This is a genomic window from Brucella sp. 22210, from assembly GCF_052045675.1.
GTDB lineage: Bacteria > Pseudomonadota > Alphaproteobacteria > Rhizobiales > Rhizobiaceae > Brucella.
Genome location: NZ_JBQEPD010000002.1, coordinates 128,943 through 153,921, shown reverse-complemented (window position 1 = coordinate 153,921; position 24,979 = coordinate 128,943). Strand labels below are relative to the sequence as shown.

Genomic DNA, 24,979 nt, shown 5'->3' with positions numbered 1-24,979 from the left:
CGGCGATTCAATGAGCGCGCATATTTAGATCAGTTGGGCGGCAGCTTGCCTTGTTGTCGCCGAACCGATGCTGTTTTTTGTTGGCGCGCAATCCTGAAAACCGCTTCGCACTTTGTGCGATGATGCACTATGTTGCGTTGATAAATATGGCGTGATTCACCCGTTGTGTTGCGCGTAACCGAATTCACCTGACTGACCGGAGCTGCTTCTTGGGCCGCATATTCGTCATTGTCGGCGGGCTTCTGGTGCTGCTTTTGACAGCCGCGCTGGTGGTGCCGCCTTTTGTCGACTGGAGCGGCTATCGGGCCGATTTCGAGCGCGAGGCAAGCCGTATTCTGGGACGTCCGGTCAAGGTGGCGGGCGATGTAAATGCGCGACTGCTGCCTTTCCCATCCGTGACCTTTTCCGATGTCCGCGTCGGGGCCGATGCAACGCATCCGGTCATGACGCTCGACCGGTTCTCGATGGATGCGGAGCTGATGCCTTTCCTGCGCGGTCAGGTGCTTATTTTCGACATGCGCGTCGAGCGTCCACGCGTTTCGATCTTGCTGGACAAGGATGGCAAGGTCGATTGGGCCATTCGTCCGTCCACGCCGCTCAATCCCTCGCAGATCAAGGTCGAACGGCTCTCGATCAGCGACGGCACAGTCACGCTGCATGACGTGGCGAGCGGACGCATTCACGAGACGACCGGCTTGAATGCGGTTTTGTCGGCCAACAGTCTAGCCGGACCGTGGCAGGCGCAAAGCAGTTTCAACCTTGAAGGCCGCAGGCTTGCGGTCGATCTGACGAGCGGTGAGGCCAAGCCCGACGGTTCGCTACGCTTGCGGGCGCGTATTTCGCCGGAAGCCATTCCTGCCGCATTTGAAACGGATGGCGATATCGTCCTGAAGGATGGCCGGTTGAATTATGCGGGCGCTTTCTCGCTGCGCTCTTCCGATATGGTGGCCCAGAATGGCAAAAGCCAGAAAGATGCATCTGCGGACAAGCCGTTTTTCAGCGGCTTGCGCCTGACCGGAAAGTTCACCGCCGATACCAACCGCTTCGATGCGAGCGAGTTCCGCATGGAGCAGGGGCCAGCCGACAATCCTTATGTCGTCAATGGCAAGGCTCTGATCGATTACGGCAATGTACCGCGCTTTGAAATCAGCGCCGATGGGCAGCAGATTTTCTGGGGGCCAAGCGAGACGGCGGAAGACCAGCAGGTTACGTCCGTCATGCCGTTGGCGGACCGCATCGCCATTGCACGCCGGGTTCTGGAGCAATTGCCGATCCCGACCATACCGGGCCGCATCGACCTCCGTCTGCCAGCGGTCGTTGCGGGGGGAACCACCATTCGGTCGGTGACGATCAATGCCGAACCCGATGGTGGGGACTGGAATATTCGTCAGTTCGCAGCCGATCTGCCCGGGCGCACCAAAGTCGAGGCCAAGGGCAAGCTGTCCGTTGGCGATCATTTCGGTTTCCAGGGCGAGATGCTGGTAGCATCCCGCCAGCCGTCCGGTCTTGCTACATGGCTGAATGAGACGGTGGATGAATCAATCCGCACGCTCGACGGGGCCGGTTTCTCCGGCAAGGTTGATCTGCGCGACGGCATGCAGCGCATTGACGATCTTGAAATAGGTCTGGGCAAGACGTCGCTCAAAGGGTCGCTCCTGCGACAGGTCAATGGCGCGGCGCAGCCGATCATCGACGTCAATCTTCAAGGTGGCGCAGTGGAAAGCGACGCCTTGCAGGCTTTCGTTTCCTTCTTCTCCGGCGGTGAGGGGCTGGCGCTTCTCGATGCGCAGACGCTCAATGTCAGCTTTAAAGCCGGGCCTGTTCGTTTCAAGGATATGGAAGCGGCCAGTGTCGATCTGGCCATGCGCCTTCATGACGGACGGTTCGATTTCGACCGGTTGATGATCAATGATGTCGCCGACGCGACGCTGACGGCAACCGGCGCCTATGAGCCATTTGCCAATTCACCATCCGGAAAGCTGGACGCGACGATCCTGTCCGGCGATCTGTCGCGCTTTATCTCCCTGATGGCCAATCGTTATCCGCAGCTGCCGCTGTTCCGTGCGCTGTCGGCGCGCGCGGCGAATTTCCCCGGCTTGTTTGATGACAGCGAGATCAACGTGATCGCCAATGCGGTCGCGCCGGTCAGGCCGGAAACGCAAGCCAATCCCGCGAAGAATGGTGCAGCAAAGGGCAAAAGCGCTCGCCCGGCTGATCCGAAGGGCAAGACTTCACCCGGCAGCGGCGAATTTTCGTTCAGTGTCACCGGCAAGACCGGCGGAATGAAGCTCGATCTGTCAGGAACTGCCAGCGGCGGCGAGACGGATGCTGACCCCTTGCAGATGCAGCTCAACGGTACAGCCGAATCCGATCAGGGAGAGGCCGTTCTGGCCTTGATCGGATTGCCGTCATTGCCATTGGGGCTTGCCGGTGAGCTGACCGCCGATCTGACCATGCAGGGCGCGCCGAGCGCCGGGATGCGGACGCTTCTCAAGCTGACAGCGCCAGACGGTACAGCTTCGGCTGACGGGGTAATTTCGCTGATCGGCAGCGATATTGCAGCAAGCGGCAAGGCGCAGGTCAAATCCGCCGACCTGCAACCGTTCATCGCGACGGCAGGCTATGCATTGCCGGGGTATGGCGCGGGCCTATCTGCCAATCTTTCCAGCGATTTCCAGTTTGCCAAGGGCATTCTGCGCTTTCCGAATCTTGCGGGCCAATTGGGCGGCGAAGATGTATCGGCGCGGCTGGAGGCGAATTTTGCCGATAGCGGGCTGCCGCAGCTGAAGGGTGAGGCGAAGCTCGCTTCGCTTGAGGTCGATAGTCTGGCGGCCATCATGCTCGGTCAGGATGCATTCGAACCGGCCAAACCGACAGAAAAATCCATCTGGCCGCGTGGGGCTTTTGCGGTTCGTCCATCATTGCCGCTGCTGATCGACGTGAAGCTCAATGTCGCTCAGGCGCATATGCAAGGCTTTGGTACGGCGACAGAATTTTCGACGCGCCTGCAAAAGACAATCGACAGCCTGAGCCTGACGGAGTTGACCGGAAATTGGGCCGGGGGCTATCTCGCTGGCAATCTGTCGCTGCGCAACAGCGATAAGAATGCGCTGCTTTCGACCGATCTCAAATGGAGCGGTGCGGATCTCGCCAATTTCTATCATCTGGAAGATGGATCAGCGCCTTTGGGCGGTGTCGTCAAGGCAGCGGTGACGCTGAATGGCAGTGGCGAAAATGCTGCCGCGCTGGTTAGTTCGCTGGCGGGAACGGCGACTGTGGATGTCGAGAAATTCGCGGTGGCTGGTCTGGATGGGGCGGCACTGCCTGCCATGGTCGCAGCCGCTGATGACATTGGCGATCAGCCTGCCGGCGACGAGAAACTGGATGCGAAGCGATTTGCGGCCATTGCGGATAAGGCAGTTGCGCCGGATGCACGTTTTACGCCGGGCGATGCGCGCTTCGAATTCACGGTGGCGGGCGGTACTGCGCGCATGACAGCCGCCAATCTGTCCGATGGCAATGCGGCTTTGTTGAGCGACCTGCAATTCGATCTGTCGACGCTTGGCGTTGGCGGCAGCGGAACGTTTACATTCCAGGGCGACGAGGGCGCCCAGACCGGCCTTTCACCGCAGGTGGCTTTCACCATCGGCGGAACTTACGATCGGCCCGAAGTGCGGCTTGACCGTCAGCCGCTTGTGCAGTTCCTGACCCAGCGTGCGCTGGAGCGTGAACAGGAGCGTGTCGAGGCCATGCAGGCCAGCCTGATGGAAAAGCAGCGTCTGCGCCGTCAGCTCGGCGTTCTGGAAGCCGACGCTGCGGAACGCGCTCGTGCCCAGCAGGAAGACGAGACACGCCGCCGCACGGAAGCGGCAGCCCGCGTCGCGGCGGAAAAACAAGCCGAGGAGAAGAAGCGGCTGGAGTCGCAACAGCCCCAGCCAGCCAATCCGGAAGGCGGAGCAACAAATGGTGCAACTGCACCGTTGACCAGCCCGGAAGGTGGTCAGTCGCTCAATGAATTTCTGAAAACTCTGGAGCCCACACCGACCGCGCCCGCTCAGCAGCCCTGATTTTAGCAGGCTGGTGGTATCTGTGATTTGAGCCAGTTCAACACGTGAAGCCGCAGGGCCGATGAGAGATTGGTGGTGCGCTCACCCTTGCTGTCCACCTCTGCGACCAGTGCTGCAATCGACTGGCCGCGTGTTTCGGCGATTTGGTTGAGAATTTCGAAGAACTCGTCTTCCAGCGTATAGCTGGTTGCATGGCCGCGAATGCTGACGGAATGTTTGCGCAGGCCGCCGGTGCTCAACGGTCGCCGTCCGTGTCGTCTTTACGCTCCAGGCGGTTCATATCCAGAAAGCGCTCGCTCTTGCGGGTCTCTTCGCGTGCGAAGTCTTTTTCAGTCTTGGTGCGCCCGAAAAGTATGCGGTTTTGATCCGCCTGCTTTTCCTTGGCGTCACGCGCTTTCTTTTTCTTGAACTGCCGCAGATTGACGATGTCGCTCATGTCGATGTCTCGGATGCTTTAGCGCGCGTTTCGACCTGATTGAATCAGATCTGCGCTCTAGCCCTTTGTTTTAACGCGCATCTATTCCAAAAACCGTTTCACACTTTTCGGGATGCGCTCTTAGTGCTTTTCAACACCCATTTATAACGCGGTGCTCCGATGACCTGCAAGCTGTCGGCTTGGCCTACTGTCGGGGTTCCTTGGGATTGGTGAACCACCAGATGGCGACCGAAACGGCCACGAGCAGCAAAAGGCCAACCGTCAACTGCCAAAGGGGAAAGTTTGGCGCATCACTCGCCATGAAGAACGCAGCGATAACGCCGCTTATCCAGAGAACTGCCTGCGCTAACAAACGGACCATGAAATTCCCGCCTCCGCTTAAATTGCCGTGTTGTCTGCCACTATAGCATTTTAAACTTCGGTTGCCTTGATCGAAGTCAAAACGCGTAGTCTAGCCATCGATATACTATGAAATAGTGCGTCGTTCGACCATAGCTTTGTACAAACGGCTTCTGCGCCGCAGCATTATGCTTGCAGCGCAGTCAGTGTTTTCAGGATTCCAAGCAGAGTTGGGAGAGAAAATTTACTTCTTGCGGAAGGCGTCGAGAGAGACCACGTCGGCAGATGGCTTGGGCGTATCTTCGCCTTCAGCATTATCCTTCGCGGCCGCTGCCTGCTTTTCAGCGGAAGACTTGCGCGACTTTGCCTTTGGCTTTTCCGGCTTTTCGGGCGCGGATTCGACCGGCATCATCTCGATTGGCGCGATATTGTTCTCTTCGTCATTGTCGCTGGTCGGCTGAACTGCCGCGACATCGAACTCAAGCTCGAAATTGACGGACGGGTCATAGAAGCCGCGTACAGCAGAGAACGGAATGACCAGTTTTTCAGGAATATCGCCGAAAGACAGACCGACTTCAAAGAGCTGATCCGTAACATTCATGTCCCAGAACTGGTGCTGCAACACGATTGTCATCTGCTCGGGATATTTCTCTTTCAGGCGCGAGGAAATACGCACGCCCGGCGCTCCGGTGAGGAACGTGATAAAGAAATGATGATTGCCCGGCAGGCCAGCCTTGGCCACCTCCGCAAGAACCTTGCGGATGACGCCACGAAGGGCTTCCTGAGCGAGAATGTCGTAACGGATCAAATCCTGTACCATGGGTTTCTTATCCCACGGATTCGCAGGCAGATGTCAAGTTCGTTCTCGCAGGAAACGATGATATATATCGCGAAAGTGAGGCAGCGCTGCTCGATCTGTCAGGGGTGAGGGGTCGCTTCCGGCGACGATTCAGTCACACCAAATGCCAGCAGGAATGTCCTGACACCATTGATGGCGCTGCGTTCGATGATATCATCATCGATGGCGCATCCGTGTAACGCATGCAACTGTGTGTCGGCGTTGATCAACGCTATGAAGTGCAGTGCCGCCAGATCGGGATCGTCGAGACGTAAATGCCCGGCGAGCGCCAGGCGAGAAAGGCATGCGGCAACGGCTGGAATGGCCTGCGCTGGGCCTTTGGTCTTGCAGATATAACCCGTGAAGGACAGATCGGGCGAACTGGACTGCACGAGTGTGCGCAGAAATGCGCCCGATGGATCGTAAACGCAGTTTCGGCTCATGCGGATCGCGAAAGCTGTCAGGTCCTGCTCAAGGTTGTCGCCGGTCTGTGGAAAAGTGGAAAGCACGGCAAACAGGCTCGCATTCATGCGGTCCAGCGCATCTTCCACCACGGCGGCCAGCAAGGCTTCCTTGTCGCGATAGTGGTTGTAGATGGTCTGGCGCGAAACGCCTGCCTCGTTTGCAATAAGATCGATGCTCGCGCCCTGAAACCCGTCGCGCGAGAAAACGCGCGCCGCAGAACACAGGATGAAATCGCGTTTCATGCACTGTCCCGGCTTCATTGCGGCAGAGCCAGCCGCGGCATTCAGCCCTTTTCCGGTGGTGCTACGCTTCACCGGCGGGGCGGCCATTTCGATTATGTCAGTAGGTTTCATAAGCCCAACATAAGATGACTTGACGTTTTGGACAATGGTGTCTAATTTGACATCAATGTCAAATTCCTTTTGGCGTTTCGTCTAGACAATAGACTGTGACAGTTATTTCAGAGGCCAGGTTTGCCCGTTTATGGACGCATATCCCGGACCGAATCTGAAAAGGTGGCGTAGTTCCATGTAGTTATAAGTCCTGTACCGGTTTTGCGAGCCCAGCGATCCATCCTCCCAAGCGAAGTTGGCGATCCGAAACCGGTGTGGGCACCTCACGAAACATTGATGAAAGCGCGTCTCCCATGGCTTCGAGTCTTGTGCGCAATGCGATTGTTCTCGGTCTTCTGTCCGCAGTCGGTCCCTTCGCGATCGACATGTATCTGCCTGCCTTGCCGACCATTGCTGCCGATCTCCATGCGGAGACCGGTGCTGTACAGATGAGTCTGCTTGCCTTTTTTATTGCTTTGGCGATCGCCCAGCTTTTCTGCGGTCCTTTGTCGGACATGGTCGGGCGCAAAATCCCGCTTTACGGCGGCCTGATTCTCTTCGCTATTGGCAGTGTTGGTTCTGCGCTGGCGACCAATATCGATGTGCTGGTGCTGTTCCGCTTCCTGCAAGGGCTTGGTGCGGCGGCAGGCATGGTGATTCCACGCGCGGTGGTGCGTGATTTGCACACTGGCGTCGAAGCCGCGCGACTGATGTCGCTCCTGATGCTGGTCTTCTCGATTTCGCCGATTCTGGCACCGCTTACAGGCTCGGTCATCATCAGCTTCTTTGGATGGCGCGGCGTGTTCTGGGCCGTTCTGGTCGCGGCGCTTATCGGCATCGTGTTGCTTGCCACCGCCCAGCAGGAAACGCGAACGCGTGAAGCGCGGCTTGAAAGCAGCATCGGCAGCGCGTTGCGTGGCTATGGCCGCTTGCTCAAAGACCGCTATTTCCTTGGACTGGTTTTCGTCGGCGGCTTCGGCATCGCGTCGTTCTTCGTCTATCTGGCCAATTCGTCCTTCGTGCTCATTGACCATTACGGCTTGACCCCGAACCAGTATGCGCTGGCTTTCTCGGCCAATGCGGTGTCGTTCTTCGGCGTTTCGCAGCTGAATGGCTTGCTTGGCGCTCGCTTCGGCCTGCGCCGTGTGATGCGCGTTGCCGTATCCGGTTTTGCCGCCGCCATGCTTGCCATGTTCGCAGCCGTGCTGATGGGGCACCAGTCGCTGTGGCTGATCGCAGTCTTCCTGTTTGTCGGCTATGGCTTCCTTGGGCTTGTGATTCCGACCACGGCGGTTCTGGCGCTGGAAGATTACGGCGCGATTGCCGGCACCGCTTCGGCGCTGATGGGCACGCTGCATTTTGTGATTGGCGGTCTGGCAATCGGCATAACGGGTTCGTTCTTCGATGGAACGGCTGTGCCTATGGTCGGCGGTATCGCTGGCTGTGCGCTGACCGCATTCGTGTTGACGCAGATCGTGCTCTCTCGCAAGGCGAGCGACGTCGAAACAGAAGCGGCAGCAGCCTGATTTAAAGAGAGTCTGGTTTGTAAGGGAAAGTGGAGGCTTCTGTTGCCAGGTGCCTCCGAACCCCGCCTTAAGGTGCTAACCCTAAGGGCTTTAGAGTGGGTTTCCCGCACCGCCATTAGGCAGCGAGAGCATAACCCTGAGCTTTGTTGTCATTTGCAACTACTCAATTGACCCGATAACGGTGGTATCATGCCGAGTAAAAGAGCGATCTTTACACCCTTGTCGATCCTATTTCGCCCCCGCCACAGCACAGACTAATGATACAGCCTGTGTTCTGGTGGAGGCGCCGGGTACCGCCCCCGGGTCCAATGGGTTTATTACACCGTCCGTTTATCACCATAGCTGGCTTGCGCCAGCGAGACGTATATAGGCGTGGTCGATCCATATTGGAAGAGGGGCGGTTACATTTGTCAGGGGCAAATCTACTCCCGAATCTTCTGAAGCACGAATAAAGCGGCCCGTTTCGTTGCCGTCCGAAAAGATGAGGTGTTCATAGTCTCATTTTCCGTATGCGCGCCCGCGCTCCATGGCCCCAATCCATGGATGCCTGCCTTTACATAGGGTGTCACGCAGGAAATATCCGCGCCGCCACAGTCCTTCGGAGCTGTCGCCTTTAGTATAGCCCGCAATATTTTCTGCAAGACATCAACCGGTGCCGAAAGTGCATGGGTAGAATGAGGGAAAATTGCAACGCCGTGAGAATTTACAAAGGTCTAAACATAATAAAACCCGTTGTGAAACTGTAAGTAAATTTAAAAAATTAATCAGAATGACGCTATTCATTATGAATGAGTTTTGCGTGGAGAATATGTGAGATCGTATTTTGTTCTTTGCAGGACAAAAGATCATTGTTGTGTGTTGCTTCCCTAAAATGTCGTTGACAGCTTGCTCGCACTGGTCAATCTTGGTTGCATATATTGGAAAGGCTGGGGTTTTCTTCCGGTCGATCGGGATTTGCAGTTGATATTGGGCAGTGTGCCCATACTGAAGGAGAGCCGATATATGAGTGAATACCTCGCAGATGTCCGTCGCTATGATGCTGCTGCCGATGAGGCGGTTGTCGAGAAGATCGTCAAGCATCTGGGCATTGCGCTTCGCAATCGCGACTCCTCGCTCGTTTCGGCGACCGATCCGGAAGAAATGAAGCGTGTGCGCGACAGCTGGGTTGGCAAGAAGCTGGGCGTCACCGACGCGGCCAAGGCTGAAGAAGTGGTGAACCACGTCGCGGAAGTCATGAAGGGCGACCGCAACAAGCACCGCGTGACCTTCTACTATCTGGTTGCCAAGCAACTCGGCAAACTCGGCGATCTCTGAGAGCCTGTTCCAAAAGTCGTCCTGTGTGGCTGCAAATGGCAATTTTCTCCATTCCGGTGCTCACGTACCAATAGTACGCTCCGCTCCGGTATTCGAAAATCACCATTTTCGCGCACACATGCCGCTTTTTGATTCAGACTCTGATCGGTGCATATTGCCTGTGGAATTCGAACCCCGGTGCCCCGCGCCGGGGTTTTTCCTTATAGTAGGGGTGAACCGAATCGATCCCGAAAACCCCATCTGGGAACATCCCATGCGTACCTATCTCGATCTTCTCCAGCATGTGCTCGATAATGGCACCGATCGCGGCGACCGCACGGGAACGGGCACGCGCTCGGTTTTCGGCTATCAGATGCGCTTCAATCTGGAGGAGGGCTTTCCGGTCCTGACCACCAAGAAGCTACATCTGCGCTCGATCATCTATGAACTGTTGTGGTTCCTGAAGGGCGATACCAATATTGCCTATCTCAAGGAAAACGGCGTTTCGATCTGGGATGAATGGGCAGACGAAAAGGGTGATCTCGGCCCGGTCTACGGCTATCAGTGGCGCTCCTGGCCAGCGCCCGACGGTCGTCATATCGACCAGATCGCCAATCTCATGAAGATGCTGCATGGCAATCCGAATTCTCGCCGCCTGATCGTGTCGGCCTGGAACCCGGCGCTGGTCGATGAAATGGCTCTGCCGCCATGCCATTGCCTGTTCCAGTTCTATGTCGCGGATGGCAAGCTGTCCTGCCAGCTTTATCAGCGCTCGGCGGATATTTTCCTCGGCGTGCCGTTCAACATCGCCTCCTATGCGCTTTTGACCATGATGATCGCGCAGGTGGCGGGTCTCAAGCCCGGCGAATTCATCCACACGCTGGGCGATGCGCATATCTATTCCAACCATTTCGAGCAGGCTCGTCTGCAACTGACCCGCACGCCGAAAAAGCTGCCGGTCATGCGCATCAACCCGGATGTGAAGGACCTGTTTTCCTTCCGTTACGAGGATTTTGTGCTGGAAGGCTATGAAGCCGATCCGACGATCAAGGCGCCGATTGCCGTATGAGTAACAGCGTGAGCACGGACAAGCCCGTCGTTTCGATTATCGTGGCCGCAGCCGAGAATGGCGTGATCGGGCGCGACAATGACATGCCTTGGCGGCTCTCGACCGATCTGAAGCGCTTCAAAGCGCTGACGCTCGGCAAGCCGGTCATCATGGGGCGCCGCACCTGGGAATCGATTGGGCGGCCTTTGCCGGGACGGCCGAATATCGTCGTGACCCGCGATGCGAATTTTCAGGCTGATGGCGCTCACATCGTCGGTTCGCTGGAAGAGGGCATTGCGCTTGGGCTCAGTCTTGCGGAAGAGCTTGGCGTTGGCGAAGTCTGCATCATTGGCGGCGGCAAGATTTATGCGCAGGCCTTGCCGCTGGCGGGCCGGGTGCATCTGACACGCGTTCTGGCGGAAATCGACGGGGATACGCATTTCCCGGAAATTAAGCCGGATGCATGGCGTCTGGTGTCGTCGGAAGACGTGCCAGCCGGGGAAAAAGACAGCCATCCGACCCGTTATATGGTTTACGAAAAGCGTGATGCGTAAAGCATAACATAGGAATTTTATTGCGCTTCCGTTGAAAGCGCGCCTCCCGATGCCTATAAAACGGTAACATTAGTTGATGACGGGGGTTTGCGCCTTGCTTTCCCGTCTTCCGGGAGCATCTCCGTTAGAAGCGCTGACGCGTTTTTTGCCGGAGATGCGGGAAACAGAAGCTTAGAGGTGAGGATGCCCTGGAGCAATCAGAATGGCGGCGGCGGCCCATGGGGTGGCGGCGGCGGTGATAACAATAATAATAACAACAATAATAACGGCCCCTGGGGACAGGGCCCGAAGGGCCCGCGCGGCGGCGGACAGAACACGCCACCTGATCTCGAAGATATTTTGCGCAAAGGCCAGGACCGCCTGAAGCAGGTATTCCCAGGTGGCGGTGGTCGTAGCGGCGGCAATCGCCCGATCTATCTGTTGATCGGCGCGGCCTTGCTTGGCTTCTGGGTTTTCCAGTCCGTCTATACGGTGCAGCCTGATGAGCTGGCGGTTGAACTTCGTTTCGGCAAGCCGAAGGATGAAGTTTCCGAGCCGGGCCTGCATTTCCATTGGTGGCCGATTGAAACCTATGAAAAGGCGCAGATCGTCGAAAAGCAGATCAATATCGGCGCTCAGGGTTCTCGTACGGCGACGCAGGGTCTCATGCTGACTGGCGACCAGAACATCGTGAACGTCCAGTTCTCGGTTCTCTACCGCGTTTCCGATCCGCGCGCCTATCTGTTCAACGTCGACAGCCCGGATGCGATGGTGCAGCAGGTGTCCGAAAGCGCAATGCGTGAAATCGTCGGTCGCCGTCCGGCGCAGGACGTTTTCCGTGATAATCGTGCCGAGATCGCACAGAGCGTGCGTGCTATCGTGCAGCAGACGCTGGACAGCTATCAAGCCGGTATCCAGATCAACGCCGTGTCGATCGAAGATGCGTCGCCGCCGCGTGAAGTGGCAGATGCCTTTGATGAAGTGCAGCGCGCCGAACAGGACGAAGACCGTTTCATTGAGGAATCGAACCAGTATTCCAACCAGAAGCTCGGTCAGGCCCGCGGTGAAGCAGCTCAGGTTCGCGAAGAGGCAGCAGCCTATAAGAACCGCGTTGTTCAGGACGCCGAAGGTGAAGCGCAGCGTTTCAGCTCGGTCCTCGGCCAGTATGAAAAAGCGCCGGAAGTGACCCGCAACCGTCTCTTCCTCGAAACCATGGAACAGGTGCTGAAGAGCACCAAGAAAGTCATTGTGGAACCCGGAAAGGACGTCGTGCCCTATCTGCCGCTGAACGAACTGATGCGCCAGCAACCGCGCGCAGGCGCAACGGGCGCTACTCCGGGCGCTAATGTGACCACGACTCCCTCGACCGGCGGAGGTACCCAGTAATGGCTCAGAACAGACTTCCGATCATTGCGGGTATTATCGCTATCCTCGCCTTCCTGCTCTATTCCGCGACGTTCATCGTTTCGGAGCGCCAGCAGGCAATCGTTCTTCGTTTCGGTCAGATCGTCAGTGTGAAGACCGAGCCGGGCATCTATTTCAAGCTGCCATTCGGCTTCCTTGACGCCGATACGGTGCAGATGATCGATGACCGTCTGCTGCGTTTCGATCTGGACGATATCCGCGTTCAGGTTTCGGGCGGCAAGTTCTATGACGTCGACGCGTTCCTCGTCTACCGCATCACCGATGCCCGCAAGTTCCGTGAAACGGTTTCGGGCAGCACGCTCCTTGCCGAACAGCGTCTGCGCACCCGTCTGGATGCAGCGCTGCGTGGTGTCTACGGTCAGCGCGGCTTTGAAGCCGCTCTTTCGGAAGAGCGTGGCGACATGATGCGTGAAGTGCGCGATCAGCTTCGTCCCGATGCAACATCGCTTGGTCTGACCATTCAGGACGTTCGTATCCGTCGCACGGATCTGACGGCCGAAGTCTCGCAGCAGACCTATGAGCGCATGAAGGCGGAACGTCTGGCGGAAGCCGAGCGTCTGCGTGCCCGTGGCCGTGAAGCAGCCCAGCGTATTCGCGCCGTGGCCGACCGTCAGGTGGTGGAAACCATCGCCGAAGCGCGCAAGGAATCGGAAATCCTTCGCGGTGAGGGCGATGCGCAGCGCAGTGAAATCTACGCAGCCTCTGCATCGAAGGATCCGGGCTTCTTCGCCTTCTATCGTTCGATGGCCGCTTATCGTGAAGCGCTCGAAACCCCGGATACGACGCTGGTTCTCTCGCCGGATTCGGAGTTCTTCAAGTTCTTCCGTGATGCTGGCGGCAAGCTGGCAACGCCTTCCCAGTAAAGCACGGGAACAGCTCTGATGAGCGATTTTCTAGCCGCCGTAGGACTTCTCTTCGTTATCGAGGGGCTGCTCTACGGCGGCTTTCCTTTTTTCGCCAAGAAACTCGCACGTGAAGCGAGTGAAGCGCCGGAAAGCGCATTGCGCATTGCCGGTATCGCGGCGCTGGCCATCGGCGTCGGCATCGTCTGGCTTGTCAGGGGATAAGCCCCCAACGTTCCGTTATTTATGGCCCTTCGTCTATACGGGGCCGTAAACAGGCCTTAATTTGCGGCGATCTAACCTTTAGGTTATTTGCGTAGATATTCAGGATCGGAGCAGAGCTTTATGGCAATCGTACCGAAGGCGGGGTTCGCTCGCACCCTATTCGCAACCGTGGCAATGGGCGCGCTGGCTGTCACCGGAACGCTAACGGTCGCAACACCGCCAGCCTTTGCTCAGGACGCACCTGTGAAAGGCATTCAGGGTCCGGGTTCTGTTGCCGATCTTGCGGAAGGCCTTCTGGATGCGGTGGTGAATATCTCCACCTCGCAGACGGTAAAGGACGATGGCGGCGAGGGTGATGGTCCCGTACCCATGCCGAAGGTGCCGGAAGGCTCGCCGTTCCAAGAGTACTTCAAGGATTTCTTCAACAACAAGGACGGTGAGCAGAGCGACGAATCCCGCAAGGTGCAGTCGCTTGGATCGGGCTTCGTCATTGATGCCGAAAAGGGCTTCATCGTCACCAACAATCACGTCATTGCGGATGCTGACGAGATTGAAGTCAATTTCAACGACGGCACCAAGCTGAAGGCCGAGCTGGTCGGCAAGGATATCAAGACTGATCTGGCTGTCCTGAAAGTCGATCCCACCAAGCACAAGCTGAAGGCCGTGCAGTTCGGCAATTCCGAAAAGGCGCGCATTGGCGATTGGGTTCTGGCGATCGGTAACCCGTTCGGACTGGGCGGAACGGTAACGGCTGGTATCATTTCGGCGCGCAAGCGCGATATCAATTCCGGCCCCTATGATGATTTCATCCAGACGGATGCGGCTATCAATCGCGGTAATTCGGGCGGCCCGCTGTTCGACATGAACGGTCAGGTAATCGGGATCAACACCGCGATCATCTCGCCTTCGGGCGGCTCTATCGGCATCGGTTTTGCCATTCCGGCTGAAATGGCCGTTGGCGTGATCGATCAGCTGAAGGAATTCGGTGAGGTCAAGCGCGGCTGGCTCGGTGTGCGCATCCAGCCGGTGACGCAGGATATTGCGGATAGTCTCGGCCTGAAGGACCCGAAGGGCGCACTGATTGCCGGACTGATCGAGAATTCCGGCGTGGACAACACGGCACTGAAGGCCGGTGATGTTGTCATCGGCTATGAAGGCAAGCCGGTCGATACCGCGCGCGATCTGCCACGCCTTGTTGCCGAAAGCCCGGTTGGCAAGGAAGTGGAAATCAAGGTTGTTCGCGATGGCGCGGAGCAAACCGTTAAAGTGAAGCTCGGTCGCCTTGTCGAAGATGACAAGAGCACGGATGCTGCAACCGAAGATCAGGCGCCGGTTCCGGATGGAACAGAGGGCGAAGACGGACAGGAAGCGCCAGCAAAGCCGAAGAAAGAGCAGAAGAGCGAAGCCACGGGTCCGACCGTGCTTGGCATGAAGCTTTCCGAACTCAATGACGATGTGCGCGGCGAATTCGGCATTGCCGAAGACGTGCACGGTGTGGCCATCCTTTATGTGGCTCCAGGTTCGGCTGCGGGTGACAAGCGGGTCGAGACGGGCGATGTCATCGTCGATATCAATCAGGTCACCGTCAAGGCGCCCGAGGATGTGAAGAAGCGCATCGACGCGCTGCGGCGGGAAGGGCGCAAGAACGCGCTGCTTATGCTGGCGTCGCGTTCCGGCGAGTTGCGTTTTGTGACCGTTCGCATCGACTGAGACTTTTGTAAGATAGAATTCGAGCGGCGCTGCGGATCATCTGCAGCGCCGTTTTCATTTGCGATTTGAATCAAATAGCGGCAAGTGCTGAGAATGAGATTCAGGATTGAAGCGCCAAAACGCTTCATGGAGTGGTGTGCGAGTTGGAAACTGTCGATATTGTCGTGATAGGCGCGGGCGCGGCCGGAATGATGTGCGCCATCGAAGCGGCCAAGCGCGGACGCTCGGTGCTGGTTGTCGATCATGCCAAGTCGGCGGGTGAGAAAATCCGCATCTCCGGCGGTGGCCGGTGCAACTTCACCAATATCCATGCCAGCCCGAAGAACTATCTGTCGCGCAATCCGCATTTCTGCATCTCTGCGTTGAGCCGCTATACGCAGCGCGATTTCATCGCATTGGTCGAACGGCATCGCATTGCCTATCACGAAAAGACCCTGGGCCAGCTTTTCTGCGACGGCTCGGCAACGCAGATCATCGATATGCTGCTGGGCGAGATGAAGCGCCATGGGGCGCGGCTGAAACTCTCCTGCGGTGTCGAAACCGTAGCCAAGAGTGGCGACGGGTTTGAACTGCGGCTGATGGAAGGTGGTGTACGAATGACGGTCAGATGCCGTTCTGTGGTCGTCGCCTGCGGTGGCAAATCCATTCCGAAAATGGGCGCAACCGGCTTCGGCTATGACCTTGCCGAACAATTCGGGTTGCGGTTGATCGAGACGCGCCCGGCACTGGTCCCGCTAACCTTTGAGCCGAATACGCTGGAACGTCTGAAGCCGCTGGCCGGTATCGCTGTCGATGCGGTGGTGTCATGCGGTAAGACGAGCTTTGCCGAGGCCATGCTGTTCACGCATCGCGGCATCAGCGGTCCATCGATTTTGCAGATATCGTCCTATTGGAAAGAGGGCGATGAAATTCGCATCAGCATGTTGCCGGGAACGGACCTGTTCGAAGTCTTGCGCACACAGCGCACGCAGAATGGCAAGCAGGCCTTGCAGACCGCGCTCGGCCTGCATCTGCCGAAGAAGCTTGCGCAGACCATCGCCGAGGAAAACGGTGCCAGCGGTCATCTCGCCGATATGTCCGACAAGCTGTTCCGGCGTGTGGAAGCCGCTGTCAATGACTGGCGCATCAAGCCCGCCGGCTCCGAAGGCTATCGCACGGCGGAAGTGACGCTGGGTGGTGTCGATACGCGTGATCTCGATTCGCGCACCATGGAGGCCAAGTCAGTGCCCGGCCTCTATTTCATTGGCGAAGTGGTTGATGTTACCGGATGGCTCGGCGGATATAATTTCCAGTGGGCCTGGTCGTCGGGCTGGTGTGCCGGTCAGGTGGCGTAAGCGCGATAAACGACGAGGCGTTTCAGGTGAGGTGTTTCGTCCGGTACGCGCGGATGATTGAAATCACTTGAGGCATCGCGCACCATGCCGATGCGCTGCATGACGCTCGTCGAGCGATCATTAGCTTCCACGGCGAAGGATACAACCTCAGACAGGCCCAGCGGACCGAAGCCATAGGCCAGAAGGGCTTTGCCAGCTTCGGTCACAAAGCCCTTGCCCCAGAAGGGGCGGGCAAGCCGCCAGCCTATTTCCACTGTTCCATCCGGCAAATGCGGTTCAAGATTGGTGCGCAATAGCCCGGCGAAGCCGATGCACTCGCCGCTTGCTTTCTCTTCGAGTGCGTAGAAACCAAGGCCGGTTTCCGAGATCATCGTGCGCAGTCGGTCGAAAAACTCGTCCGATTCTTGGCGGTTACGCCGGAATGGGAAGAAATGCATGACCTCTTCATCGGAATTGATCGTGTGAAAGAGATCGCGGTCGCGATCCTCCCAATTCCGAATGACAAGCCTTGGCGTTTCCAGAATCATCATTCGACGAAGTCCGTTTTCCTGTAACCCTGAATGTAGAGAAGTGCAGTCAGGTCGCCATGGTCGATGCGCACCTTGGCTTGTGCCGCCACTGCCGGTTTGGCATGAAGCGCCACGCCCGTTCCTGCGAGCTGGATCATGCCGAGATCGTTGGCGCCATCGCCCACCGCGATTGCGTCATCGGGTGACAGACCCAGACGGTCAGCAATTTCTTCTAGCCGTTCCACCTTGGCTTCGCGACCGAGAATCGGCTCCGCGACAACACCTGTCAGCTTGGTGCCATCATCCAGAAGAAGATTGGCGCGGTCTTCGTTGAAGCCGATCATTTCGGCAATGCGGTGGGTGAAGGATGTGAAGCCGCCCGAGACAAGCGCGGTATAAGCGCCGTGCTTGCGCATGGTGCGCACCAGTTCCGGTCCGCCGGGTGTGAGTGTAATGCGGGTGGCGATTACCTTGTCGATAACCTGAAGGGGCAAGCCTTTCAGAAGTGCAACGCGTTCACGCAGGGCCGGTTCAAAGGCGATTTCGCCATTCATGGCGCGGGCGGTGATTGCGGCCACATGCTCGCGCAAGCCTGCTTCTTCGGCGAGTTCGTCGATGCATTCCTGCTGGATCATGGTCGAATCCATGTCGGCAATCAGGATTTTCTTGCGGCGGCGATCCTGCTCCTGCACAACGACATCAACCGGTGCGCCATCGAGCGTCGCGCGCAGCGCAGCGTCGGCGTCATCCGCGCTCAGGCCGTTTGGCAGGGGGATATCGCAGGCAATACCGTCTGCAAGCCAATAAAGTCCTGTTGCATTCACTGCCGCTGACGCTTTAATCCCGAGCGACGGAACAAGAGCGGCCTTGGCCGGGTTGGCGATCAAAGTGGCAATGAGCGAAGCGGATGCAGACATGAGGGAGCGATTCCTGCGATGAGTGAGGAGGCGATCAAGAATGCCATCCTGATAGCTGGCCCAACGGCCAGCGGCAAGTCGGCACTTGCTGTTCATATGGCAAGGGAGACCGGCGGTTTCATCGTAAACACCGATTCCATGCAGGTTTATGACGTGCTTGATCTGTTGACGGCGCGTCCGGGAGCAGATGATCTGGCTTCAGCCGAGCATCATCTCTACGGCCATGTCACGCCGTCCGTGTCCTATTCTACCGGCAAATGGTTCGCCGATGTGGTGGCGCTTCTGGCGCAGCCGGAGTCGGCAGGTCGGACCCCGATTTTCGTTGGCGGCACTGGTCTTTATTTTCGCGCACTGCTGGGTGGTTTGTCGCAAATGCCGGAAGTATCCCCGGAAGTGCGCACTCACTGGCGCGCACGTATGGAGGCGGAAGGGGCTGAAGCGCTGCATCGGGCGCTGTCCGAGCGTGACCCGCAGATGGCGGCAACGCTTCAACCAACCGATAGCCAGCGCATCGTGCGGGCGCTGGAGGTGATCGAGAGCACCGGAAAATCCTTGAGCGAGTGGCAGCAGACCAAGGGGCGTGTGCTGGTGGATGACCAGTCGGCGCGCAAGGTTGTGCTTTTGCCAGAACGGGGCTGGCTCTCTGAACGCATCGCGCGGCGCTTTGCCCTGATGTGGAACAATGGCGCTATCAATGAGGTGAAGGCGCTGTTGGCTTTGCAGCTTGATCCGGCGTTGCCCGCCATGAAGGCCATTGGCGTTCGGGAGATTAGCGCTTTCCTCGAAGGTACGATGAGTGAAGACGAAGCCATCGAACGATCAGTGATTGCAACGCGGCAATATGCCAAGCGCCAGTCGACCTGGTTTCGCAATCAGCTTGATAAAAGCTGGAATTTTTTAAGTAATTCTGATGAAGCACTACTTCAATTAACGACACTGAAATAACTCGCTGGCAATCTCCGAAAAGAGAGGCGGGCGCGAAATATGCGGTTTCATAAATCGGAGCGGGCATTTTTTATTCTGATTATTTTGATGTGCGGGATAGGCATATTGCTTTATCGCGTGCATGTGGATTTGGGTATGCTTGCAGCTAGCCCTCTCGATGCGTCCGCTGCCGAACTGGTGGCCGTTCTCGGACGGCTCAATCACGCGGCGATCTGGGTCCTGATCGCTTCCATCGTTTGCGGGCTTTTGCTGATCTATCCGCAGATACGCACCGAGGCGCTGGATCGCGGCAAGTTGCAGATCATCACACAGGATTTGTCCGAACGGTCGCAAACGCTCGAACATGCCGCCCTGACCGACAGTCTTACCGGCATGCAGAACCGGCGCTATTTCGATGAAGCGCTGAGGGAATATCTGGTTCAGTTCGATCGTATCCAGCGACCGGTCGGCCTGATGATTATTGATCTGGACCACTTCAAGTCCGTCAACGACACCCATGGACACGATATTGGCGACGTGGTGTTGCAGGAAGTCGCGCGCTGCCTGCGCGATTATACCCGATATCACGATGTGGTTGCGCGTCTCGGCGGCGAAGAATTCGCCGTACTGGCTCCGAATATGGATGCGGAGTTGATGATCAAGCTCGCCAATCGTATCCGCAAGGCCATTGCGGGGCTGGAAATAGATCTTGGCGATGTGAAGCTGACAGTCACCGTCAGTATCGGGCTTGCCGTATGGGACAGGCGCGAAACGTCGAAGGACCTTTATCGCCGCGCCGACAAGATGCTCTATGCCGCCAAGAATATGGGGCGCAACCGCGTCTGCGCTTGATGCTGTGTCGCTGAGGGTCTTGTATCAGCCCTCAAAATCCTTACGGAAATTGCGCACCAGATCGCCAAGCTTTTTCATGCTTTGGGCTGTCTCGCTGTTATGAGACACGACTGGCGCTGGTCGCTCCGGTGCAAGTGCTGCCGCTGTGACGGTTTCCAGCCTGCTGATTGTCGCAGGTTTCTCCAATAGATCGCTGTCTTCGGATGGTTTTTCAGGCACGCCGGTTTGCGCATTGTTTTCGAAGGAGCGAAGCCGATCCACAATGCGGTCCAGCGCGATCTTGTCATCGACCTGCCAGGATGCGGTGGGGTTTTCGGCTTTGCGGCGTCCCGGCAATTGATGCGGTGGGACTGTTTCGAAGGTCAGTCGCATCGGCGTTGAGAACGCTTCGCCAAAGGCGATGGCTTCACGGTTGGCAATTGACGAGAGGAAACCGGCCATGCTGCGGGCGCCGCCGCGCAATGCGCCCTTGATGATTTCCTGATCGCGCTCATTGCCGAGGCGCATTGCAAAAATGGAGTTGCACTGCGAGAGAATGGTGGCGTCCAGTTCGCCGGGGCGCTGGCTGATCACGCCGAGATAGGAGCCATATTTGCGCCCTTCCTTGGCGATGCGGGCAATGGCCTGTCGTGTCGGCCAGAAACCGGCATCCTTATCGGCGGGAATATAACGGTGTGCTTCCTCGCAGATGACGAGGGTTTGCAGGCTGCCTTCGCTCGACATGGCAATGTCGAACGAGAGGCGGCACAGAACCGAAGCAACCGCATTGACCACCTCGGATGGCAGGCCCGCGAGCTGGAAGGTGCAAATCGGCTTGCCATTGTGCGGAATGCGGAAAATGCGGGCGATGGCCTGACGCATGGTTTCCGGGCCGCCAGTGACAGCAAACATGAAGCGAAAGCGCGGATCGCTGGCGATGGATTCCAGCCGTGCTTTCAGGTTGCGCAGATAGGGGCGCTCGGCTTTGCTGTCGAGAAGGCCGATCCGGTCTTCGATCAGGGTCAGGAGATCGCGCAGGCGATAGGCAATCGGTGTATCGACGCTGACCGTCCTGTCCGATAATTTGCGCCGCAAGGTCTGGCGGCCGCCGGTCTCGCTGTCATTGGTCTTTTCGCGGGCAAGCTGCACAAGGTCGCGCAATATGTCGTATTCGGTCGGCTCGGGGGGGCGACCACGAAAGATGACATCCGCAAACTCGTCCAGCCGCAACATCCAGAACGGCAGTTCGATATTGGTCTGGTCCACCGCGATGGCGAGATCCGGAAACGCGCCCGCAAATTCATTGTGCGGATCGAGGATGAGGATGCGCAGATCAGGCCGCTGCAAGACGATGCGGCGCAGCAGCAGCATGACCGCGCTGGATTTGCCTACGCCCGTGGTGCCGACAACGGCAAAATGGCGTGAGATGAGGTCTTCCACCGAAACATAAGCGGGAACGGAAGTATCCTGCGTCAGCGCGCCGATGGGGACGCTTGTCTGCCCCATCTGGGCATAGACAGCGGACAGGTCGGTGGCGCGGATGCGGTGGGCGATGGCGCCGGGATAAGGATATCTGGAAATACCGCCGCTAAACGACATAGCGCCATCCGGTTCGCCGCGGACCTCTCCAAGAAATTCGACATGGACGTGCACGATGTTGTCGCCGCCGCGCGTCCAGGCATTGTCGGGCACGGTGACATTATGGACGAGGCCGACCAGACGATTGCCACCAGACTGTATCGAGATGAGCTGACCAACGGTCCAGTAGTCATCGGATGCCGTGGAAGAGGGGCCGGACAGAGCTGCGATGATCGCGCGCTCGCCGTCGCACTGGATGACATGACCTTCCGTGCGGTTGCGCTGTACAAAGCCGCGGTCTTTCATCTCGGCATTGCCGTCAATATCCCCGCCCATGTTCATTTCGCTAACTTTCAAAAGAGTGTTGAACGAAACTAACAAATCCGGGTTGAAATAAAGTTATCGAAAGGGTGGGGTGAATCTTAAGAAAATATCGCAGGGCCCGTATTTATGCGTTGACGGCTCGTTTTCAGGCGATTAGTGTCCCGCCCCATGAACACGTTTATTATTCTTGTGGTACGGGCGCGCATGGGCAGGATGGTGTAACCATCCGGCGAAAGCTCCCATGCGCGAAAGACAGGCTCCCTCGGGGGCCTTTTTTATTATCCAAAAAAGCCCGATGCGGCTAAATCTAACACCGAAATATCGACTAGACGGGAAGAGAACGATGACTGCAGGTAAACAAGAGGCGGAAGCAACCGCCGCAGGATCACAGGAAACAAGCCATCCGCGCGAGATGACCGGCGCGGAAATGGTTATCCAGGCCATGATTGATCAGGGCGTGGAAAGCATTTTCGGCTATCCGGGCGGCGCAGTGCTTCCGATCTATGACGAACTGTTCCAGCAGGACAAAATTCAGCACATTCTCGTGCGTCACGAGCAGGGTGCAGGCCATGCTGCCGAAGGCTATGCCCGCTCCACCGGCAAGGTTGGTGTGTTGCTTGTGACCTCCGGTCCCGGCGCAACCAATGCGGTTACGCCGCTTCAGGATGCGCTGATGGATTCCATCCCGCTCGTCTGCATTTCCGGTCAGGTTCCGACCTCTTTGATCGGTTCCGATGCTTTCCAGGAAGCGGACACAGTTGGTATTACCCGTCCCTGCACCAAGCACAACTGGCTGGTGAAGGACGTCAATGACCTGTCGCGCGTTCTGCATGAAGCCTTCCAGGTCGCATCCACGGGTCGTCCCGGCCCGGTTCTGGTCGATATTCCGAAGGACATCCAGTTTGCCAAGGGCATCTATACGCCGCCACAGACCACGCCGCGCACCACGTACCGTCCGGTTCTCGACGGCAATGCGCAGGCGATCGCCGACGCTGTTCGTCTGCTCGCCACGGCGAAGAAGCCCGTCATCTATTCCGGCGGTGGCGTGATCAATTCCGGCCCGGCAGCTTCCCGTCTGCTGCGCGAGCTGGTTGAACTCGGCAATTTCCCGATCACCTCCACCCTGATGGGCCTCGGCGCTTATCCGGCTTCCGGCAAGAACTGGCTCGGCATGCTGGGCATGCACGGCACCTACGAAGCCAATATGACGATGCATGATTGCGACGTCATGCTGTGCGTCGGCGCGCGCTTCGACGACCGTATTACCGGTCGCCTCAATGCCTTCTCGCCGAACTCGAAGAAGATTCACATCGATATCGATCCGTCGTCGATCAACAAGAATGTACGCGTGGATGTGCCGATCATCGGCGATGTTGCGCATGTTCTGGAAGACATCGTTCGTCAGTTCCGCGCTTCCGACAAGAAGCCGGAAAAGAAGACCATCGCGGCCTGGTGGGAGCAGATCGACCGTTGGCGCGCCCGCAATTCGCTGGCCTATACGCCGAACAAAGACGTCATCATGCCGCAATATGCTATTGAGCGGCTGTATGAACTGACCAAGGATCGCAAGACCTACATCACCACCGAAGTTGGTCAGCACCAGATGTGGGCTGCGCAGTTCTATGGTTTTGAAGAACCGAACCGCTGGTTGACCTCGGGTGGTCTGGGCACCATGGGTTATGGTCTGCCTGCGGCCCTCGGCGTGCAGATCGCCCATCCGGATGCGCTGGTTATCGACATTGCTGGTGATGCATCGATCCAGATGTGCATTCAGGAAATGTCGGCGGCCATCCAGCACAATGCGCCGATCAAGATCTTCATCCTGAACAACCAGTATATGGGCATGGTGCGCCAGTGGCAGCAATTGCTGCATGGCAATCGTTTGTCGCATTCCTATACGGAAGCGATGCCGGATTTCGTCAAGCTGGCTGAAGCCTATGGCGCGCATGGCATTCGTTGCGAAAAGCCGGGCGATCTGGATAGCGCCATTCAGGAAATGATCGACATCGACAAGCCGGTCATCTTCGACTGCCGCGTTGCCAATCTGGCAAACTGCTTCCCGATGATCCCGTCCGGCAAGGCGCATAATGAAATGCTGTTGCCTGACGAAGCTACGGACGAAGCCGTTGCCAATGCCATCGACGCCAAGGGCCGCGCGCTCGTCTGATCCGGAGGATTTAATTATGAATGCACAGAACCTAGCTTCCGGATCGGCTTACTTCATCGCAGCCGAAACCCAGACCCCGGAAACCCACACGCTTGCGGTCCTCGTCGACAACGAGCCGGGTGTCCTTGCCCGTGTGATCGGACTTTTTTCCGGCCGCGGCTACAACATTGAAAGCCTGACGGTTTCGGAAACCGAGCACGAGAAGCATCTGTCGCGCATCACCATCGTGACGCGTGGCACGCCGCATGTGCTTGACCAGATCCGTCATCAGCTGGCGCGCATCGTTCCGGTTCACCGCGTGGTGGATCTGAGCCATCGTGCGAGCGAACTTGGGCACGATCGTCCGATCGAGCGTGAACTGGCGCTGGTCAAGGTGGCTGGCAAGGGTGAAGCCCGTGCCGAAACCCTGCGTCTTGCCGATGCGTTCAAGGCCAAGGTGGTCGACGCGACGACAGACCACTTCATTCTGGAGATCACGGGCAAAACCGCCAAGATCGACCAGTTCATCTCGATCATGAAGCCGCTCGGCCTCGTCGAAATCTGCCGCACTGGCGTGGCGGCGATGAACCGCGGTCCTGAAGGGATGTAAGTATAGCTTCTCTGCCAAGGGCAGGGGATCGATACAATAAGTCTTAAAACCGGCACAATGTTTCGATTGTGCCGGTTTTTTATTGAGCTAATTTGTGCGGGTAAATCGGGTTCATCATATGTCTGTCGAAATATTTCTGGCGCTGATCGCCTTCGCTTTCGTTTCTTCCATAACGCCGGGTCCGAACAATCTGATGCTTTTGGCGTCGGGTGTGAACTTCGGTTTTCGCCGCACAATCCCGCATATGCTGGGTATTGGCGTCGGCTTTTTCGGCCTGCTTCTGGCGGTCGGGTTCGGATTGGGCGTGTTGCTTGAAACTATGCCGGCCTTCTACACCAGTCTGAAATTCGCTGGTGGAGCATATATGCTCTATCTCGCATGGAAAATCGCGACATCGCGTTCCATCGGCGAGGCAAAGGGCAATCGTGACGGCAAGCCGATGACGTTCATGCAGGCCGCAGCCTTTCAGTGGGTCAATCCCAAGGCGTGGGTAATGGCTGTCACCGGCATCGCCACCTATGCCACGCATGACAATTACTATCTCGCGGTGTCGCTGGTGAGCGTCGCTTTCGCGCTGGTCAATCTGCCAAGCGTGTCGGTTTGGGCTGGCTTTGGCATGTTGCTGCGCAACTGGCTGGACGATCCGGTGCGTCTCAAATGGTTCAACATGGCTATGGCCTTGCTGCTTATCGCAAGCCTTTGGCCGATGTTAAGGTAATTCAATCAG

23 protein-coding genes and 1 other RNA gene are annotated in these 24,979 nt (G+C 57.4%); 15 read left to right on the top strand and 9 right to left on the bottom strand.

What is annotated here, in order from left to right:
- Positions 1-209: 209 nt before the first annotated feature.
- On the top strand, positions 210-4,067 hold the full coding sequence (locus ACTJKP_RS03655) for an AsmA family protein (RefSeq protein ID WP_440629728.1): 3,858 nt from the start codon (positions 210-212) through the stop codon (positions 4,065-4,067).
- 2 nt (positions 4,068-4,069) lie between these two features.
- Here ACTJKP_RS03655 and ACTJKP_RS03650 read toward each other — a convergent pair whose 3' ends face one another.
- The 5 genes from ACTJKP_RS03650 to ACTJKP_RS03630 all read right to left on the bottom strand — a co-directional run bounded on the left by ACTJKP_RS03650 (position 4,070) and on the right by ACTJKP_RS03630 (position 6,498).
- A complete protein-coding gene (locus ACTJKP_RS03650; protein WP_440629727.1) occupies positions 4,070-4,306 on the bottom strand; it encodes a ribbon-helix-helix domain-containing protein in 237 nt (78 codons plus the stop codon).
- The gene (locus ACTJKP_RS03645) at positions 4,303-4,503 is read right to left on the bottom strand and encodes a DUF4169 family protein (protein WP_440629726.1); all 201 of its coding nucleotides are present in this window, start codon (positions 4,501-4,503) and stop codon (positions 4,303-4,305) included. Before ACTJKP_RS03645 ends, ACTJKP_RS03650 begins: the two co-directional genes overlap by 4 nt.
- A 184-nt stretch (positions 4,504-4,687) precedes the next feature.
- The gene (locus ACTJKP_RS03640) at positions 4,688-4,864 is read right to left on the bottom strand and encodes a hypothetical protein (protein ID WP_171058798.1); all 177 of its coding nucleotides are present in this window, start codon (positions 4,862-4,864) and stop codon (positions 4,688-4,690) included.
- 222 nt (positions 4,865-5,086) lie between these two features.
- Entirely contained in the window at positions 5,087-5,662 is a 576-nt protein-coding gene (locus ACTJKP_RS03635; protein WP_078339387.1) for an SspB family protein, read from the bottom strand.
- 98 nt (positions 5,663-5,760) lie between these two features.
- Positions 5,761-6,498, bottom strand: coding sequence for a TetR/AcrR family transcriptional regulator (locus ACTJKP_RS03630; protein WP_440629725.1), 738 nt, complete (start codon positions 6,496-6,498; stop codon positions 5,761-5,763).
- A 293-nt stretch (positions 6,499-6,791) separates the two neighbouring features.
- On the opposite strand from ACTJKP_RS03630, the gene ACTJKP_RS03625 reads away from it, so the two are divergent.
- A complete protein-coding gene (locus tag ACTJKP_RS03625) occupies positions 6,792-8,003 on the top strand; it encodes a multidrug effflux MFS transporter (RefSeq protein ID WP_440629724.1) in 1,212 nt (403 codons plus the stop codon).
- A gap of 28 nt (positions 8,004-8,031) precedes the next feature.
- Here ACTJKP_RS03625 and ssrA read toward each other — a convergent pair.
- Positions 8,032-8,399, bottom strand: a transfer-messenger RNA (tmRNA) gene (gene ssrA, locus ACTJKP_RS03620).
- 606 nt (positions 8,400-9,005) lie between these two features.
- Here ssrA and ACTJKP_RS03615 point away from each other — a divergent pair.
- From ACTJKP_RS03615 to ACTJKP_RS03580, 8 genes are all read left to right on the top strand, one after another.
- Complete coding sequence (locus tag ACTJKP_RS03615; protein WP_078339383.1) at positions 9,006-9,317, top strand: DUF2853 family protein; 312 nt, start codon at positions 9,006-9,008, stop codon at positions 9,315-9,317.
- A 253-nt stretch (positions 9,318-9,570) separates the two neighbouring features.
- Positions 9,571-10,365, top strand: a complete 795-nt coding sequence (locus ACTJKP_RS03610) for a thymidylate synthase (RefSeq protein ID WP_151589382.1) — start codon at positions 9,571-9,573, stop codon at positions 10,363-10,365.
- Between the two features lie 83 nt (positions 10,366-10,448).
- A complete protein-coding gene (locus ACTJKP_RS03605; RefSeq protein ID WP_440629875.1) occupies positions 10,449-10,898 on the top strand; it encodes a dihydrofolate reductase in 450 nt (149 codons plus the stop codon).
- Between the two features lie 183 nt (positions 10,899-11,081).
- Positions 11,082-12,263 (top strand): FtsH protease activity modulator HflK, encoded by a 1,182-nt coding sequence (hflK, locus tag ACTJKP_RS03600; protein WP_440629723.1) that lies wholly within the window; start codon positions 11,082-11,084, stop codon positions 12,261-12,263.
- Positions 12,263-13,165: a protease modulator HflC gene (gene hflC / locus ACTJKP_RS03595; RefSeq protein ID WP_078339380.1), complete on the top strand. Its 903-nt coding sequence runs from the start codon at positions 12,263-12,265 to the stop codon at positions 13,163-13,165. The genes hflK and hflC overlap by 1 nt, the downstream gene beginning before the upstream one ends.
- Positions 13,166-13,183: 18 nt before the next feature.
- Complete coding sequence (locus ACTJKP_RS03590) at positions 13,184-13,369, top strand: DUF2065 domain-containing protein (RefSeq protein ID WP_078339379.1); 186 nt, start codon at positions 13,184-13,186, stop codon at positions 13,367-13,369.
- 120 nt (positions 13,370-13,489) lie between these two features.
- A complete protein-coding gene (locus ACTJKP_RS03585) occupies positions 13,490-15,079 on the top strand; it encodes a DegQ family serine endoprotease (RefSeq protein ID WP_078339378.1) in 1,590 nt (529 codons plus the stop codon).
- Positions 15,080-15,222: 143 nt separating this feature from the next.
- Positions 15,223-16,413 carry an NAD(P)/FAD-dependent oxidoreductase gene (locus tag ACTJKP_RS03580; protein WP_440629722.1) on the top strand — a complete coding sequence of 397 codons (1,191 nt, stop codon included), beginning with the start codon at positions 15,223-15,225 and terminating at the stop codon, positions 16,411-16,413.
- Here the strand turns inward: ACTJKP_RS03580 and ACTJKP_RS03575 are convergent.
- Both ACTJKP_RS03575 and serB read right to left on the bottom strand, forming a co-directional pair.
- Complete coding sequence (locus ACTJKP_RS03575; protein ID WP_440629721.1) at positions 16,401-16,943, bottom strand: GNAT family N-acetyltransferase; 543 nt, start codon at positions 16,941-16,943, stop codon at positions 16,401-16,403. The two genes, ACTJKP_RS03580 and ACTJKP_RS03575, sit on opposite strands and share 13 nt — an antisense overlap.
- Positions 16,940-17,839 carry a phosphoserine phosphatase SerB gene (gene serB / locus ACTJKP_RS03570; RefSeq protein WP_440629720.1) on the bottom strand — a complete coding sequence of 300 codons (900 nt, stop codon included), beginning with the start codon at positions 17,837-17,839 and terminating at the stop codon, positions 16,940-16,942. The genes ACTJKP_RS03575 and serB overlap by 4 nt, the downstream gene beginning before the upstream one ends.
- A gap of 18 nt (positions 17,840-17,857) precedes the next feature.
- On the opposite strand from serB, the gene miaA reads away from it, so the two are divergent.
- Both miaA and ACTJKP_RS03560 read left to right on the top strand, forming a co-directional pair.
- Positions 17,858-18,784 carry a tRNA (adenosine(37)-N6)-dimethylallyltransferase MiaA gene (gene miaA / locus ACTJKP_RS03565; RefSeq protein WP_440629719.1) on the top strand — a complete coding sequence of 309 codons (927 nt, stop codon included), beginning with the start codon at positions 17,858-17,860 and terminating at the stop codon, positions 18,782-18,784.
- A gap of 39 nt (positions 18,785-18,823) precedes the next feature.
- Positions 18,824-19,615 (top strand): GGDEF domain-containing protein, encoded by a 792-nt coding sequence (locus tag ACTJKP_RS03560; RefSeq protein ID WP_440629718.1) that lies wholly within the window; start codon positions 18,824-18,826, stop codon positions 19,613-19,615.
- 24 nt (positions 19,616-19,639) lie between these two features.
- On the opposite strand, the gene ACTJKP_RS03555 is transcribed toward ACTJKP_RS03560, so the two are convergent.
- A complete protein-coding gene (locus tag ACTJKP_RS03555; RefSeq protein ID WP_440629717.1) occupies positions 19,640-21,508 on the bottom strand; it encodes an ATP-binding protein in 1,869 nt (622 codons plus the stop codon).
- Positions 21,509-21,839: 331 nt separating this feature from the next.
- Here ACTJKP_RS03555 and ACTJKP_RS03550 point away from each other — a divergent pair, with 331 nt between their 5' ends.
- The 3 genes from ACTJKP_RS03550 to ACTJKP_RS03540 all read left to right on the top strand — a co-directional run bounded on the left by ACTJKP_RS03550 (position 21,840) and on the right by ACTJKP_RS03540 (position 24,970).
- Positions 21,840-23,663 (top strand): acetolactate synthase 3 large subunit, encoded by a 1,824-nt coding sequence (locus tag ACTJKP_RS03550; RefSeq protein ID WP_440629716.1) that lies wholly within the window; start codon positions 21,840-21,842, stop codon positions 23,661-23,663.
- A gap of 16 nt (positions 23,664-23,679) precedes the next feature.
- Positions 23,680-24,252, top strand: coding sequence for an acetolactate synthase small subunit (ilvN, locus tag ACTJKP_RS03545; RefSeq protein WP_078339370.1), 573 nt, complete (start codon positions 23,680-23,682; stop codon positions 24,250-24,252).
- A 118-nt stretch (positions 24,253-24,370) separates the two neighbouring features.
- Positions 24,371-24,970, top strand: a complete 600-nt coding sequence (locus ACTJKP_RS03540; RefSeq protein ID WP_440629715.1) for a LysE family translocator — start codon at positions 24,371-24,373, stop codon at positions 24,968-24,970.
- Positions 24,971-24,979: the final 9 nt, after the last annotated feature.

Coding starts and splice junctions, on each gene's coding strand:
- ACTJKP_RS03610 (WP_151589382.1), top strand. CDS start 9,571: ATGCGTACCTATCTCGATCTTCTCCAGCATGTGCTCGATAATGGCACC.
- ilvN (WP_078339370.1), top strand. CDS start 23,680: ATGAATGCACAGAACCTAGCTTCCGGATCGGCTTACTTCATCGCAGCC.
- ACTJKP_RS03590 (WP_078339379.1), top strand. CDS start 13,184: ATGAGCGATTTTCTAGCCGCCGTAGGACTTCTCTTCGTTATCGAGGGG.
- ACTJKP_RS03645 (WP_440629726.1), bottom strand. CDS start 4,503: ATGAGCGACATCGTCAATCTGCGGCAGTTCAAGAAAAAGAAAGCGCGT.
- ACTJKP_RS03555 (WP_440629717.1), bottom strand. CDS start 21,508: ATGGGCGGGGATATTGACGGCAATGCCGAGATGAAAGACCGCGGCTTT.
- ACTJKP_RS03540 (WP_440629715.1), top strand. CDS start 24,371: ATGTCTGTCGAAATATTTCTGGCGCTGATCGCCTTCGCTTTCGTTTCT.
- serB (WP_440629720.1), bottom strand. CDS start 17,839: ATGTCTGCATCCGCTTCGCTCATTGCCACTTTGATCGCCAACCCGGCC.
- ACTJKP_RS03605 (WP_440629875.1), top strand. CDS start 10,449: ATGCCTTGGCGGCTCTCGACCGATCTGAAGCGCTTCAAAGCGCTGACG.
- ACTJKP_RS03585 (WP_078339378.1), top strand. CDS start 13,490: ATGGCAATCGTACCGAAGGCGGGGTTCGCTCGCACCCTATTCGCAACC.
- hflC (WP_078339380.1), top strand. CDS start 12,263: ATGGCTCAGAACAGACTTCCGATCATTGCGGGTATTATCGCTATCCTC.
- ACTJKP_RS03560 (WP_440629718.1), top strand. CDS start 18,824: ATGCGGTTTCATAAATCGGAGCGGGCATTTTTTATTCTGATTATTTTG.
- miaA (WP_440629719.1), top strand. CDS start 17,858: ATGAGTGAGGAGGCGATCAAGAATGCCATCCTGATAGCTGGCCCAACG.
- ACTJKP_RS03635 (WP_078339387.1), bottom strand. CDS start 5,662: ATGGTACAGGATTTGATCCGTTACGACATTCTCGCTCAGGAAGCCCTT.
- ACTJKP_RS03640 (WP_171058798.1), bottom strand. CDS start 4,864: ATGGTCCGTTTGTTAGCGCAGGCAGTTCTCTGGATAAGCGGCGTTATC.
- ACTJKP_RS03615 (WP_078339383.1), top strand. CDS start 9,006: ATGAGTGAATACCTCGCAGATGTCCGTCGCTATGATGCTGCTGCCGAT.
- ACTJKP_RS03625 (WP_440629724.1), top strand. CDS start 6,792: ATGGCTTCGAGTCTTGTGCGCAATGCGATTGTTCTCGGTCTTCTGTCC.
- ACTJKP_RS03630 (WP_440629725.1), bottom strand. CDS start 6,498: ATGAAACCTACTGACATAATCGAAATGGCCGCCCCGCCGGTGAAGCGT.
- hflK (WP_440629723.1), top strand. CDS start 11,082: ATGCCCTGGAGCAATCAGAATGGCGGCGGCGGCCCATGGGGTGGCGGC.
- ACTJKP_RS03550 (WP_440629716.1), top strand. CDS start 21,840: ATGACTGCAGGTAAACAAGAGGCGGAAGCAACCGCCGCAGGATCACAG.
- ACTJKP_RS03575 (WP_440629721.1), bottom strand. CDS start 16,943: ATGATGATTCTGGAAACGCCAAGGCTTGTCATTCGGAATTGGGAGGAT.